This is a genomic window from Thioclava pacifica DSM 10166 (assembly GCF_000714535.1).
Classification (GTDB): Bacteria; Pseudomonadota; Alphaproteobacteria; order Rhodobacterales; family Rhodobacteraceae; genus Thioclava; species Thioclava pacifica.
The window spans coordinates 106,878-120,718 of record NZ_AUND01000041.1 but is presented as its reverse complement, the minus strand read 5'-3'; the positions used below and the strand labels follow the sequence as shown (position 1 = coordinate 120,718).

General features: G+C 61.7%; 10 protein-coding genes. 7 read left to right on the top strand and 3 right to left on the bottom strand.

Annotation, left to right across the window (positions count from 1 at the left end; all coding sequences use genetic code 11):
- Together TP2_RS17195 and TP2_RS18585 are read right to left on the bottom strand one after the other, a co-directional pair.
- A partial coding sequence (locus tag TP2_RS17195; protein ID WP_038080024.1) for an SLC13 family permease occupies window positions 1-1,588 on the bottom strand: 1,588 nt, incomplete at its 3' end.
- Window positions 1,589-2,739: 1,151 nt separating this feature from the next.
- On the bottom strand, window positions 2,740-3,540 hold the full coding sequence (locus TP2_RS18585; protein WP_157617163.1) for a hypothetical protein: 801 nt from the start codon (window positions 3,538-3,540) through the stop codon (window positions 2,740-2,742).
- Here TP2_RS18585 and TP2_RS18580 point away from each other — a divergent pair.
- Both TP2_RS18580 and TP2_RS17180 read left to right on the top strand, forming a co-directional pair.
- On the top strand, window positions 3,523-4,083 hold the full coding sequence (locus TP2_RS18580; protein ID WP_157617162.1) for a phosphoenolpyruvate carboxykinase (ATP): 561 nt from the start codon (window positions 3,523-3,525) through the stop codon (window positions 4,081-4,083). The genes TP2_RS18585 and TP2_RS18580 overlap by 18 nt on opposite strands.
- The gene (locus tag TP2_RS17180; RefSeq protein ID WP_038080017.1) at window positions 4,077-5,177 is read left to right on the top strand and encodes a nucleotidyltransferase family protein; all 1,101 of its coding nucleotides are present in this window, start codon (window positions 4,077-4,079) and stop codon (window positions 5,175-5,177) included. The genes TP2_RS18580 and TP2_RS17180 overlap by 7 nt, the downstream gene beginning before the upstream one ends.
- 96 nt (window positions 5,178-5,273) lie before the next feature.
- On the opposite strand, the gene TP2_RS18575 is transcribed toward TP2_RS17180, so the two are convergent.
- Complete coding sequence (locus tag TP2_RS18575; protein WP_157617161.1) at window positions 5,274-5,450, bottom strand: hypothetical protein; 177 nt, start codon at window positions 5,448-5,450, stop codon at window positions 5,274-5,276.
- A gap of 489 nt (window positions 5,451-5,939) precedes the next feature.
- Between TP2_RS18575 and TP2_RS17175 the strand changes: the two genes are divergently transcribed.
- From TP2_RS17175 to TP2_RS17155, 5 genes are all read left to right on the top strand, one after another.
- Window positions 5,940-7,727 carry a sensor histidine kinase gene (locus TP2_RS17175; protein WP_051692813.1) on the top strand — a complete coding sequence of 596 codons (1,788 nt, stop codon included), beginning with the start codon at window positions 5,940-5,942 and terminating at the stop codon, window positions 7,725-7,727.
- Window positions 7,724-8,341, top strand: coding sequence for a response regulator transcription factor (locus TP2_RS17170; RefSeq protein ID WP_038080016.1), 618 nt, complete (start codon window positions 7,724-7,726; stop codon window positions 8,339-8,341). Before TP2_RS17175 ends, TP2_RS17170 begins: the two co-directional genes overlap by 4 nt.
- A 121-nt stretch (window positions 8,342-8,462) precedes the next feature.
- Window positions 8,463-9,239 (top strand): sulfate reduction electron transfer complex DsrMKJOP subunit DsrO, encoded by a 777-nt coding sequence (dsrO, locus tag TP2_RS17165; RefSeq protein ID WP_051692811.1) that lies wholly within the window; start codon window positions 8,463-8,465, stop codon window positions 9,237-9,239.
- The gene (nrfD, locus tag TP2_RS17160) at window positions 9,239-10,348 is read left to right on the top strand and encodes an NrfD/PsrC family molybdoenzyme membrane anchor subunit (protein ID WP_038080014.1); all 1,110 of its coding nucleotides are present in this window, start codon (window positions 9,239-9,241) and stop codon (window positions 10,346-10,348) included. The genes dsrO and nrfD overlap by 1 nt, the downstream gene beginning before the upstream one ends.
- A 12-nt stretch (window positions 10,349-10,360) precedes the next feature.
- Entirely contained in the window at window positions 10,361-13,435 is a 3,075-nt protein-coding gene (locus TP2_RS17155; RefSeq protein WP_038080012.1) for a molybdopterin dinucleotide binding domain-containing protein, read from the top strand.
- Window positions 13,436-13,841: the final 406 nt, after the last annotated feature.

The window sequence follows — 13,841 nt, the reverse complement described above, 5'->3', positions numbered from 1 at the left end:
CCCAAAAACTCTGATGACGGACAATGAAAAGGCTCAACGTCATAGTCACCAGAAACAGGGCCCCAAGAATGACGCGTGGGGCGCTCTCTCCAAAGGCGTCGAGGACGGTCGCCGCTGCAAGATCGACCCCACCTGCGCGTTCGAGCGCCAAGGCGAAGGGGATCATCCCCGCGATCAGCACCAAGGTCTGCCAGTTGATCGCTCGATAGGCCGACGGAAGATCAATGCAGCCGAAAACCCCCAGGGCAATACAGGTTATCAGTGCGATCTGGGCGTTCGGCAGAACACCGAATGTCATTGCGAGCACCATGGCGGCGAGGATGGCGATCGCGGTCTTCGCCCGCTTGCGTTCGGGCACATACTCCTCGGCTTCTTCCGGAAGTTCGAGAAGGACGAGATCGCGTCGATGCCCCTGCAAACGCTGGATCGTCGTCCATGGACCGCTGAGCAGGAGCGTGTCACCTGCTTTCAACTGTGTATTGGCGACATCGCTCTCAACGGGTTGCTGGCTGCGACAAATGCCGAGCACGCTCAAATCCGAGATGGTCCTGAGCTCTGCCTCGACGGGCGATTTGCCCACAAGGGGCGAGTTCGGTGGGACCATTGCTTCGACCAGCCCCACGTCACGGTTTGGAAGCGGGGTGGAGTTTTCGAAAGAGCCGGACAACTGCATGTCGTGCTGCGCAATGTATCCGTCGATGTCGAACGTGGGGGAGGACAGAATGACGATGAGGCGGTCATTGGCGGCGAGCTGTTCATGTGCTTGCGGAAGCAGAAACTCCTTCCCGTGCCGCCCGCGCCGCTCAAGCGCGAAGATGGATACACCGTCTCGCGCGAAGAGACCGAGTTCATCGAGCCTTTGTCCCCGAACATTGCTGGTCGCAGGGATGGCAATGCGCGCAATCCGGTCTGTCAGGCCGTAGCGCGCAAGCAGGTCGCGAAATCTTGGGCGCAGGCTGGCAGAGGCAGAGGCCTCTTTATCTGCCCCAAGAAAGCGGCGCATGAACAGCATATAGAGGATCGCGAAGATCAGCACGGGCACGCCGAAAAGCGAAAATTCGAAGAAGCCGAAACCGTCATATCCCTGTCGGATCAACTCGGCATTGAGCACCATATTCGGTGGGGTCGCGACGAGGGTCAGCATGCCGGAGATCAGGGCCGCGATCGAGAGTGGCATCATCAGCCGGTCCGGCGGGATATGGATCTTGCGCGCCGCGCTCAGGACGATCGGAATGAAGATCGCGACAACTCCCGTCGAACTCATGAAGGCGCTGAGCCCCGCGGCAAAAAGCATCAAGAGAACGAGCATCTTGGCCTCGCTGCCGCCCGAGCGGAAACTGAGCTGATCGCCAATCCACTGGGTCACGCCCGTTCGGACGAGGGCTTCGCCGACGACAAACAAGGCCGCGATGAGAATGACGCTCGGATCGGAAAATCCTTTGAGTGCCTCGGAAACGGATATCAGCCCGGTGAAGGGCAATGCGATGACGAGCATCACCGCAACCACATCCATGCGCGGTCTGCCCAGAACAAAGAGCACAAGCGAGATGATGAGAAGACCCAGGACGGTCGCGAGTTCGAATGTCATCAGGTTTCCGATTTCCGGGTTCGCCGGGGTCCTGTTGTCAGCCTATGTGCAACAGGATCGCTTTTATGGGTCAGACAGGCTTTCTCAGGACCCATCTTGCAGAGCTTTGCTCGAAGATGAAAGCTCACTTGGCGAAACCGGCGCGAAACCTTCCTGTGCTGATCGCACGATCCGTAGGGCAGGGCGTTTCGAGAGACGGCGCTGCCCGCTTTTTAAGTCATCTGACGACGGGCGGAAGTTGGGGCGCTGAAGCGGGCCAACCTGCAGAACTGACGAATCACCTGATCAGAACGAGGCGGCAAACCGGCTGTGCGACGGCTATTGCCACCTCGGAGATTACTTTTTTATCATTTTTATTTCGCGAACCAGAGCTGTCCTTCTTGCAGAATTTTCAGGGTCAGATCCGCCCGCCGCGGTCCAAAATCCGGGATTCTGTATGATAGATTTCTCGGTGTATCAGGAGCATTCAATAGCCGTCAAAGTCGCGTTGAGGGCGCAGGAAACGAGACTTCCGAAAGCATGCAATCCTCATGTTTCGAAGCCGCAGAACGCGCCAGTCAGGCTGCAATTTCCGATATGTCTTTTTACAACTCTGCCGAGAGGGCGTTTTCTGAAGCTTCGAAAAATTTACACTCAGAGGTCGTTTCGGAAAATTCGTCACCTCAAGTGCGCAATTTTCGAACTGGAATCGATCGTTCAGCTGGGTGAGAGAGAACTTCTTTCGATTTGGCCCAATTGGCGTGTGTCGTGACAGGGCGCCAAAAAAACATGCACTGGGCCGCATCATCCGTTGCTCAACTCTTGTTTGTGTCGCCTGGAATTTTGGAGTTCTGGATCATTCGCCTCTGGGGTGAATGTGGCGTCGCCGAACTGGCGGTGATTTCGGCTGGATCTTGAGCGGACGGGACCCGAAAAACCAGCTGAACTTCGATCCGATTTGCGCCGCTGTTGCGCATCATTTCGAGCGGAGGGGCGTTGTCAAAATTCGACCTGCCAATGCGTTTTACGGGCCGTGTTTTCAGGCCCCTCTCGGCGGGAGGAATGTCCTCGTTGCACCCTGCAAATCCCTTATTTTCAAGGGCGCACGCCCCGGTTGTGCACCTATGTTTTTTATTTTCAGGTGGCGAAAAATCTGATATGATTTTTCTCACTCATGCGTGCGTGATCCATACGATCATGCGGATATTGATCGAGGACATGATGAAGACAGAGAACACTCCCGAACTCGAATCTCCGGCGCGTCGTGCGGCACTCAAGGCCGTGAGCAAATACGCGACGCTCGGCGCGGGTGCGTCGATTGTCGTGCTGAGTTCGGCTGATGCCGTGAAGGCGAACGCGAACAGCAACGGTTGCAACGGCTCCAGTGGCGGCGCAAACGGCTGCTCTTGACAGCGCAAACGGTTGTTGAGCCTCGGCGCAGCATGCGCAACGTCTATATAGAACGAGCGCCTCTCGGGTCCCATTACGTCGCACACAACGTTCGCTCCGGTGCGATCGTTCTCAATGACCGAGTTGGAGATGCGGCGTTGGAGCGGGTCCGAGACGCATCTTTCGATAGATCTGATGTTGCCGCTCCAGAGCAAATCCGGATCTGGGAGAAGGCGGGACTGTTCCAGAAAGAGCGTTACCAGCCGGAAGCTTATCTCGCGCTTACGGAGACAGCCGAGCCACGGCATATCTCCTTCGGTTTCGGGCATGCTGGCATCACCATCGCGCTGCCCGATCAGATCCTTGCAAAGCAACTTCGGACGATCCTCGCTCCGATCCTGATTGGACCAGATGGGCGAGATTGGCCCGTGATCGAAGTCGCCTGCGCGCATGGTGAATTCACCGTCTTCGAGGCGGGCCACCCGACCACGGAACGCATCGATCGGGACCAGACGCGTTTCCTGCTGATCCGTCGCATTGCTGAAATACTTCTCGGCGAAAATTCCGTGGCGGCGATCTTGCATGCCTCTGCCGTCGCGCGGGACGGGCGCTGTCTTGTGCTGACCGGAGACAGCGGGCGCGGCAAGACGACAAGCGCGATCGGGCTGCTGAACGCGGGTTGCATCCAGGTCTCCGATGATCATCTCGCGCTTGATCGCAACGGGTGCGATGCGCTCGCCTTTCCCGCGGCGATCGGGATCAAGCCGGGGTCCGTGGATCTGCCCGAGGTAAAGGCGCTCCTTGCGGCCTCGCACGAAACCGCGCCGGTGCGCGAAGGGGTGCGCTACGCCCATGCGCCGAACCGCGCGGCCCCCGGCACGCGGTTTCCCATCGCGGCGATCGTGATGCCGCACTTCGTCCCCGGAGCGGAGCTGGAACTCGAGCGGCTCAGCCCGGAGGCGGCGCTGGTCGAGATCATCTCTGCGGGGGCACGGCTGAGCCCCGGGATCAACTCGATCCGGCCCGTTGCGCATCTGCTCAACGAGGTCCCCGTTTACGTGATGCGCTACGGCAAGTCTGCGCAATCGGTGCCTGCCTGCCTGTCGTTGCTGGAGTCACCATGCTGAGCGTCTGTGCCTCACCCGAACATCGCGCGGCGCTGGGGCTATTGTCCGTCGCGCTAGGGGCTGGCGTTGGCGATCAACTGATCGAGGATATTTCGGCAAGCGATCCGGTGAAACTCGCGGCGATCATCAATGTGGGGCATGTCCACACGCTTCTGAGTATCACCAGATCAAGAGATCCGCGGCTCGATGAGGTCTTGCCTGCGGACCTCTGGCTCTATCTCGACGAGATGCACAAAGCCAATCTGGATCGGCAGTCCGATGCGGTGGCACAGCTGCGCGAGATTGGTGTGCTTCTTCACGAGAACGGGCTTAGCGCAGTGGTTCTCAAGGGGGCGGCGGAGCTTCTCTCCCCCGTCTACCCGTTGCCCGGCCAGAGGTTTCTGAGCGACCTCGACATTCTGGTCCGTGAGGATGAGGCCGAACAGGTGCGCTCACTATTGCAGGGGCGCGGTGGCGACTGGCGCGACTATCCCGAAACCACGGCGAAGATATCTCATCATCTTCCACCGATCGCGAATGCGCGCTGGGGACATCTCGTCGAGTTGCATCTGAGGGTTGGTCAGGCCCCGGTCGATCATATTCTCGAGGCCGCTCGGGTTTTCGACCGCTCGCTGCCCAGCGATATTCCAGGGTTGCGGGTCCCATCTCTGCAAGATCGCTTTCTCCATCATGTCCTGCATGGGATGCAACGCAGGTTCGCCCGGCACGAGATCTATCTGCGAGATATCTCGGATCATGCGGCCTTTGCTCGCGCGCTATCTTCGCAAGAGGATGCCGGGGTGAAGCAAGCACTCACGGATGCTGGTTTGCTAGGGCAGCTTGAGGCGCTCGATGCACTCCTCTGCCTCCTTGTTCCCGAGGAATTTCCGGCGCCCGGCAAAGCGGGGCAAGACTGGGTGCGCAAGGCTCTAAAATACTACGGCTCCCCCGAGTTGCGCAAACACCGAGACACGCTCGACTGGGTGATTCATTACGCCCGTAAGTTCTTCTTTGATGCAGAGTTTCGACGCCATTACATCCGGAAGGTCAGCAGTGCCGAAGGACGGCGCGAGTTCGTCGCATTCCATCGCGAGCGGCTCAATCGGATCAGGTGACATAGCCCGGCCGAAAATCAGCGCGGCGCAGTTTTCTGTATGTGCTGGCGTTACGTGCCGCAAGGCGATTTTCGTGCATTTGGTTCACAAACGCGCCTACCCCGCCTGTCGTTGCCGCCGCAGCGCACTCTCTTCCCGCTGCTCCAGCTTCGTGATTTTCTCCTCGCTCATCCGCTCGAAGGCATCGAGCGCGGTTGCAAGCTGGTCCAGGGCAACCTTCTGCGGATCTTCGACATGCAGCATGATCTTCCGCGTGACCTCGGCATTGGACATCATGTTTTCCTCTCGATAGGGAGCACCGGGGTTCCTCTGGGGTTCCGTAGGGGCTCCAAATGCGACTTTCTTCAATGATGAAAATTGCTGGCACGCGTGTCATGCATTTCGCGCGGTTATCCACATAAATATATGATTTTTTGCGAAAAAATAGATACAGGCCCGGAGCAATATGGTTTCTTTTGGGGCATGCTGACTCCTTTGGAAATGACCCTTGCTGCGTTGAAAATCCGCGTGTCGGTGGTTCGAATGCGCCTCCGTCACCACTTCTTCCCTAAATGACAACCATTCAGGCGCAGGCATCACGCCGAGCGATGCTTCACAAGATCGAACCCATCTCGACGAAAGGCCGGTTTGGCATCTTAGCGGTAACTTGCACATCCAGATTGCAACTCCTCGCGAGACCAAGATAGCTTTTGTTTCACCAACCCACGAGATCAGGCACGCTGCAACGACGCGCCCTCGGCCCCGAGATACCGCAGAGGGACAATGGCGAAACTTCTCTGGATATTGAGATTACCTGCGGTGCTTGCGGTGCTGACGCTTGCCCTGCTGCGCCCCGCGATTGCGTCGGAAGAGCTCAGGATCGGGGTGCTCGATTTCGCAGGCGAGCTGCATTCGATCACCCATTGGCAGGCAACGGCGGACGCGCTCAATGCGGCGCTGCCTGAGTATCGGTTTTCCCTCGTGCCACTCGATCTCTCCGGTCTGGAGCGCGAATTGGCAGCGGGTCATCTCGACTTCGTCATCACCAATCCCGGCGATTACGTGACCCTCGAATATCGAGAACATATCAGCCGGATCGCGACGGTCGAGGAGGACACGCCGGTGGCCTCGACCCTCGTCGCCAAGGGCGATTTGACAACCCTTGAAGACCTTGCGGGCAAGCGGCTTGCCGTGGTTTCTCCCGATGCGTTCGGCGGGTTTCAGGCCGTGTGGGCAGAGATGCATCAAGTCGACCCGGGGCTGAAGGATCGGGTTCAGCTTGTCGTCACGGGGACACCGATGCACAAGGCGGCCGAGGCGGTGTTGGACGGGCGCGCTGACGCGGCGGTGCTGCGCGCCTGTATGCTGGAAGAGCTCCAGGCCGCCGATCCGGAGCGTTTTGCCCCGCTCCAGGCATTCGCCACCCGTCCCGAGAAAGCGCGCGGCTGTGCCGTGTCGAGCCCGGTCTATCCCGGCTGGCCCTTCGCGAAAGCCCAAGGCACCTCGCCGGCGCTCGCCAAGAAGGTCGCGATCGCGCTTCTGGGAATGCAGGCGGGGAATTACTGGACCGTGCCGCTCGATTATCAGCCCGTCCATGACGTGATGCGCGAGCTCAGGGTCGGGCCCTATCGGCGCACGGGCCCGGTCGCAATCTCGGAAGTCATCCACGATTATCGCGACTGGCTGATCGCCTTGGCCATCGCCCTGATTTTCTGGGCGATTTACTCCGTGCGGATCGAGACGCTCGTGCGGCGGAGGACGCAGGCGCTGAATGCGGCCAATGCCGGGCTCAAAAGGGAGATGGCCGAGCGGCGGCGCGCCGAAGAGGCGGATCGGCAGCACCGGCGCGAGCTCGAACATGTCGCCCGGCTCTCCATTCTGGGCGAAATGGCGTCGTCGATCGCGCATGAGCTGAACCAGCCGCTTGCCGCAATCAGTGGGTTCGCGCAGGGCAGCCTGCTCCGGCTTCAGGCCGGGAACTGCACCCCTGCCGACATGGAGCGCGCCTCGGAGGAGATTTCCCAGCAGGCCGAGCGTGCCGCGACGGTCATCAAACGTATCCGCGCCTTCGTGCGCAAACGCGACAGCCGACGCACGATGGTCGACCTGGCCGCTCTGACGGAAGAGGCGGCCGCCTTGTTCGCGGCGCCCACGAAACGCGCCGGGATCGTGACGCGCATGGATCTGCAGGCGGGCCTGCCGATGGTCAGTGCGGATGCGGTGCAGATTCAGCAGGTGGTGCTGAACCTTGTCCAGAACGCGGTCGAGGCAATGGGCGAGACCGCGCCGGAAGATCGCATTATAGAGATCCGTGTCGCCCGCGAGTTCGACCCGGTTCTGGGGACCGGTCTTTGCCTTTCGGTGCGCGACTATGGCACTGGGCTTGGTCCCGAAGGTTTGGCGCATTTCGCGGAAGCCTTCTATACGACGAAATCCGAGGGGTTGGGGCTCGGCCTGTCGCTGTCGCGGTCGATTGTCGAGGCGCATGGGGGCAGGCTGAGAGCAGAGATGCCGACGGAAGGGGCCGGGTTGCGGGTGAAAGTCTGGCTGCCGGTGAAGGAGAAGGAATGACCGAGACAGGGGCGGTGATCCATGTCGTCGATGACGACCGTGCGGCGCGCGAGGGGCTGCAATTCATGCTTGGCTCGCTCGGGCTCGAGGTGATGGCGCACGGGTCCGCCGCGGATCTTTTGGCAAAGCTGGATGATACCCAACGAGGCTGCATCCTTGCCGATGTGCGGATGCCGGGGATGTCCGGGCTTGAATTGCTCGACGAGTTGAAAGCGCGCCAGTGCCCGCTGCCGGTGATCATGATCACCGGGCATGGCGACGTGCCGATGGCGGTGCGCGCGATCCAGGCGGGCGCGCTCGACTTCTTCGAAAAGCCGGTGAACGGCATGGCGCTGGTCGAACGGATTCGCACGGCTTTGACCCTGTGCGACGAGCAGCTTGCGGTTGCGGTCGGGCGCAGTGCGCTGGCCACCCAGATCGACACGCTCACGCCGCGCGAAGCCGAGGTCGCGAAAGGCGTGCTGGCGGGGCGGCAGAACAAGCAGATCGCGGCCGATCTGGGCATCAGCCTCAAGACGGTCGAGATTCATCGCCACAATCTGATGGACAAGATGAACGCCCGCAGCGCCGCCGATCTCGTCCGAATGCTGATTGCGGCTGGCTGGGACGCCTAAGCGCCGGGGGCTTACACGCGCCACCCAAGGGTAAACCCCTAAGTCCCCCGGGTTTCCTCCGATTCCGCTCGCATGGTGGCGGACGTATCTTCTGGCCGATCGAATAGGAAAGGATCTGGCCATGGATACGAACCGCCGCGGTTTTCTGGGCGCGATCGGCCGGGTGACCATCGGCGCAGCAGCCTCGATCGCCGGAGTGACAGAGGCTTCCGCGTCCGAGATCGCCACCGGAGGCCCCGAAAGCGCCGTCAAGACGAAGGATGGTCATACCGTTCACTGGGGCATGGTTGTCGATCTGCGCAAATGCATCGGCTGCCAGGCCTGCACCGTCGCCTGCATCATGGAAAACGATGTGCCGGAAGATTCCTTCCGCACCCATGTCAGCGTCTACGAGGTGCTCAAGGACCGGCAGGATCCTGCGATGGTCATGCTGCCGCGCCTTTGCAACCATTGCGATGATCCGCCCTGCGTGCCGGTCTGCCCGGTCGAGGCGACCTTCAAGGCCGAAAACGGCGAGGTTTTGGTCGATGCGAGCCGCTGCGTTGGCTGTGCCTATTGCGTTCAGGCCTGCCCCTATGACGCGCGCTTCATCAATCACGAGACGCAGACGGCGGACAAATGCACCTTCTGCTATCACCGCACGCAAGAGGGGCTTTTGCCAGCCTGCGTGGAGACCTGCGTCGGCGGGGCGCGCAATTTCGGCGATCTCAACGATCCCGACAGCGAGGTGTCGCGGATGCTGCGGGATAACGAGGTCTCGGTGTTGCGTCCCGAAATGCACACCAATCCGAACGTCTATTACATCGGGCTCGACGAAGCGCTCGACGGCCGTGTCGCCGGTGAGGCCGCCTATCACCCGCCCCTGACTTCCAACACCCATCATGAGGAGAGTCTGTGATGGAGATTCATGAACTTGTCGGCGCCGTCCATGATGCCGCGTGGCTGCCATGGGCCGTGCAGTATTTCTTTCTGATCGCGATCTCGACCACGGCGTTCCTGATGGCGCTCCCGACTTTCGTGCTGGGCAATGAGGACGGGCTGCCGCGCGCGCGGCTGGCCTTGATGGTCGCGGTGACCACCGGGATCACCGCGCCGATCGCGCTTCTGGCCGACCTGCACCAGCCGTTCCGCTTCTGGGAGTTCTACGCCTATACCCACACGACCTCCTGGATGGCTTGGGGCGCCTGGATCGTGCCGGTCTATGTCGGTGGCGTGATCGCTTTCGCCTGGGCGCTGCATCGGCCCGCGCTCCATGCGATGGGGCAGGAAAACTGGCGTTTCGCTTGGGTCTTTCGCTGGCTCGCGCTTGGCGGCGAAACGAACTGGTTCGTTATCCCCCTCGGGCTGATCACCGGCGCCGCCGCGCTCGGGATCCTGACCTATACCGGCATGGAAGTGATGATCGTCCGCGCGCGCCCGTTGTGGAATACGCCGCTGCTGCCCCTGCAATTCGCGGCGACCGGGTTTGTCGGTGCGCTGGGCATGATGCTGATGCTCGAACGCGTCCTCGACCATTCCAAGACGCTTGAGGTGCGGCTCAATCGCCAACTTGTTTTTGCCTTGGCCGTTGTGGGTGGGCTCGGTGCGATCTGGTTCACGCTGGCACGCTCGGGGCTCTCTTCGGCCCATACCGAAGCGCTGACCTCGGTCGCGGGGTTCACGGTCTGGCGGATGATTGCGATCTGGGGTGGTCTCGCGATCGCGGTGCCCTTCGTGATCGCACTGATCCAGCCTGCGCATACCGGCTGGCTGACCGGGCTGATCGCGATCCATGCCGCCTGGATGTTCCGTTGGACCGTCTTCATGGGCGGACAGGCCGTGCCGAAGGTGGGGTCGGGTCTTTACGACGCGCTGATGCCCACCGGTGTTGCCGGACTGTTGGGAGTGATTGGAACCTTCGGGCTCTGGCTCTTCCTGCTCATCGCCTACACCACCTTCATGCCCTGGACCGAGGCCGGGCTGCCGCGTCGCAGCGCTGGTGCCCCGCGTCCGGCCCGTTCGATCTGAGGAGAGACTCACATGACCAACCGTCGCAATATCCTCAAGGGTGCAGCCGCAGCTGGCGCATTGGGCACGTTCGGCGTCGGCTATGCCGGCACCGTGAAGAAAATCGCCAAGGGCAAATGGTCCGGCGATGTGCCGCGCAACGAACATGTCACTGGCAACTCGTTGCCGCCTGAATACAGCGTTGATCCGCTGACCGGCGATGTCATCCCCAATCCCGACCAGGCGATGAGCTATACGATGTGCATCGGCTGCACGACGATGTGTGGCGTGCGCGTGCGCGTCGACAAGAAGAACAACAAGGTTCTGCGGGTCACCGGCAACCCCTATTCGCCGATGTCCACCGATCCGTTCATCCCCTATGAGAGCTCGGTCGCCGAGAGCTTCGCGGCGATGGCGCAGGCGGGTAAGGGCAACGGGCTGGCCAATCGCTCGACCGCCTGCGGGCGCGGCAACGCGGTGCTGCAACAGGTCGACAATCCGCGCCGGGTGCTCAAGCCGCTCAAGCGGGTCGGTCCGCGCGGGTCGGGCAAATGGGAGGCGATCAGCTTCGAACAGCTCGTCGAGGAGGTGGTCGAAGGCGGCAACCTCTTTGGCGAAGGGAATGTGGCGGGTCTGCGCGAGATCCGCGATCTTGAGACCCCGGCGGTGCCCGGGGCGCCCGAATTCGGTCCGCGCGCAAACCGGCTGGTCTGGATGAACTGCGTGGATGACGGGCGCGACAACTTCGTGCTGCGCTGGCTCAAGCAGAGCTTCGGGTCGAACAACTTCACCCGTCACGGCAGCTATTGCGGCGGGGCCTATCGCTCGGGCTCGGGGGCGATGTTCGGTGACTTCAAGGCGATGCCGCACGCGAAGCCCGACTTCCTGAATGCCGAGTTCATCATCTTCGCCGGCACCGCGCCGGGCAATGCGGGCAACCCGTTCAAGCGCGTCGGAAACCTGATCGCCAAGGCCCGGACCGACGAGAACCTGAGCTATGTGGTGATCGACCCGATCCTGAACAACGCACAGAACGCGCCTTCGGGCGAGCGCTCGAAATGGGTGCCGATCAAGCCCGGCACCGATGGTGCGATGGCGATGGCGATGATGCGCTGGATGTTCGAGAACGACCGCATCGACCATGCCTACCTGTCGCAACCGGGCGCTGAAGCGGCCAAGGCGGCGGGCGAGGCGAACTGGTCGAACGCGACCCATCTGGTGATCGTCGAGGCCGGTCACAAGCGCTACGGCCATTGCCTGCGCGGCTCCGACATGGGGCTCGAGATTGCGGGCGAGGCCTATTCGGAGGCCGATCCCTACATGATCGCTTCGGATGCGGGCCCGACCCCCGTGGCGGGTGCCCCGGCCCCGCTCTTCTTCGAGGGGGTGGCAGAGACGGCGCAAGGGCCGGTCGCGGTCAAAACCGCACTGACGCTGCTGCGCGACGAGGCGATGCGCAAGACGATCGACGCGTATTCGGCCGATTGCGGCATCCCGGCCGACACCCTGGTCGGCCTCGCGAAGGAGTTCACCAGCCATGGCCGCAAGGCTGCGGTGAACAGCCATGGCGGCATGATGGGGGGCTCTGGCTTCTACAACGCCTATTCGCTGGTGATGCTGAACACGCTGATCGGCAACCTGAACTGGAAGGGCGGCACGATGATCGCTGGCGGCTGGTTCCCCGACAACAAGGGCCCCGCCTACGACGTCGCGAAATTCCCGGGCATGGTGAAGGCCAAGGGTCTGCCGTTCGGGCGCAACGTTCCCTATGAGAAAACGACCGAATTCAAGACGAAGAAAGCTGCGGGGAAACCCTTCCCGGCGGATGGGCCGTGGTATCCCAACGCGCCCGGCCTCGCGACCGAATGGATCAGCTCGCTCGCCAATGGCTATCCCTATCACGCCGAGGCTCTGGTGTTCCGTAATACGAACCCGGTCTACGGGGTGCCCGGGATCGCCCATCTGGTCGACAAGCTGAAAGACCCGAAAGTGGTCCCGCTGATCATCTCGATCGACCCGTTCATCAATGAGAGCTCCTCGATCGCCGATTACATCGTGCCGGATTCGGTGATGTATGAGACCTGGGGCTTCGCCAAGCCGTGGGGCGGTGTCTGGACCAAGGCCACCACCGCGCGTTGGCCGGTGATCGAGCCGAAGATGGAGAAGAATGCCGAAGGCGAGCGTGTCGGGATGGAAACTTTCCTGATCGCCACGGCCAAGAAAATGGGTCTGCCCGGCTTCGGCGATAACGCGATCCCGGATGCCGAGGGCAACCTGCACCCGTTGAATCGGGCCGAGGATTTCTACATTCGCGGCGCGGCCAACGTGGCGATGCTGGGTCAACCGGTGGGTGATGCGACAGATGAGGACATTGCGCTGTCGAATGTCGCGCGCATTGCCGACGATCTGAAAGCGGTGCTCAAGCCCGAGGAATGGCGCAAGGCCGCGACGATCTATGCCAAAGGCGGGCGCTACGAGAATATCGAGCACGCCTATGCGGGCGACGAGGCGACCCATCAGTTCAGCGAGCCGATGCTGGTCTGGAACGAGGGTTTGGGCAGCTTCCGTCATGCTACGACGGGGCGCCACATGCCCGGTTGCCCGACCTGGCGCGAGGCGGAGTTCGCGGACGGCACCAAGGTCAGCGATCACTACCCCGAGGCCGAATGGCCGGTGAAGGTCATGAGCTTCAAATCGCCTTTGCAGAACTCTTACTCGGTCGGGGCGAAGGCGCTGCTGCGGATCGTCGCTGCAAATCCGGTGAACGTGGGGGCTGAGCTGGCCGCCGCGCATGGGATCAAGAACGGCGATATGGTCCGTCTGACGACGCCGGGTGGTGTGTTGGAGAGTGTCGCGGTCGTGCGCGATGGCGTGGCGCCGAATACGGTGGCGATCGAACACGGGTTCGGCCATCGCGGCTTCGGGGCCCGCGACATCACCATCGACGGCGAGACCTGGCCCGCGGACTCGCGTCTGGCTGCTGGCGTGCTGCTCAATGACCTCGGCATGGTGGACCCCACCCGTGAGAAGTCCGGGGTCTGGGTCGATCCGGTTTCGGGGACGGCGGTGCGTCAGGGGCTGCCCGCGCGGATCGAACGGATCGGCTAGGTGATGGTCGGGCGGTGCGACGGAGGTTTCGGTGTCACGAGGTTTCTTCGGCGTCGGTAGACCCCAAGCCTCTAGCATCCCTGAGGGGCGGCGGGAGTAGGCGTTGAAGCCGCCCCTCATCCAGATGCCAACGATGGGCTCATTGAGCGCTTCACCGGTTTAGCCCGCTTTCTCGAGGCGATTGCCGGATCGGCCGCCCCGTATGGCGACACTTGCGTGGTTGTGGTGGAGCTCCCTGCCGGGATTGCTGGGTTCGTCCTCTATCTGCGGCATGCAGTGTCTTACCGTTGCCGCTCGGATCATTGCTCGGCGACGCCTGTGGTGTGGGGGCGGTCACAGGCGAAAGGATCCGGACGGAATTGCTCTAAGCTTCCCAGCGTGGATCGGGCAGCGTTTGCCGCGCTGC

Excerpts from the sequence above, each read along its gene's own strand:
- TP2_RS17170 (WP_038080016.1), top strand. The coding sequence starts at position 7,724 with ATGACCGAGACAGGGGCGGTGATCCATGTCGTCGATGACGACCGTGCG.
- TP2_RS18585 (WP_157617163.1), bottom strand. The coding sequence starts at position 3,540 with ATGCAAGATCGCCGCCACGGAATTTTCGCCGAGAAGTATTTCAGCAAT.
- dsrO (WP_051692811.1), top strand. The coding sequence starts at position 8,463 with ATGGATACGAACCGCCGCGGTTTTCTGGGCGCGATCGGCCGGGTGACC.
- TP2_RS18575 (WP_157617161.1), bottom strand. The coding sequence starts at position 5,450 with ATGTCCAATGCCGAGGTCACGCGGAAGATCATGCTGCATGTCGAAGAT.
- TP2_RS17180 (WP_038080017.1), top strand. The coding sequence starts at position 4,077 with ATGCTGAGCGTCTGTGCCTCACCCGAACATCGCGCGGCGCTGGGGCTA.
- nrfD (WP_038080014.1), top strand. The coding sequence starts at position 9,239 with ATGGAGATTCATGAACTTGTCGGCGCCGTCCATGATGCCGCGTGGCTG.
- TP2_RS17155 (WP_038080012.1), top strand. The coding sequence starts at position 10,361 with ATGACCAACCGTCGCAATATCCTCAAGGGTGCAGCCGCAGCTGGCGCA.
- TP2_RS17175 (WP_051692813.1), top strand. The coding sequence starts at position 5,940 with ATGGCGAAACTTCTCTGGATATTGAGATTACCTGCGGTGCTTGCGGTG.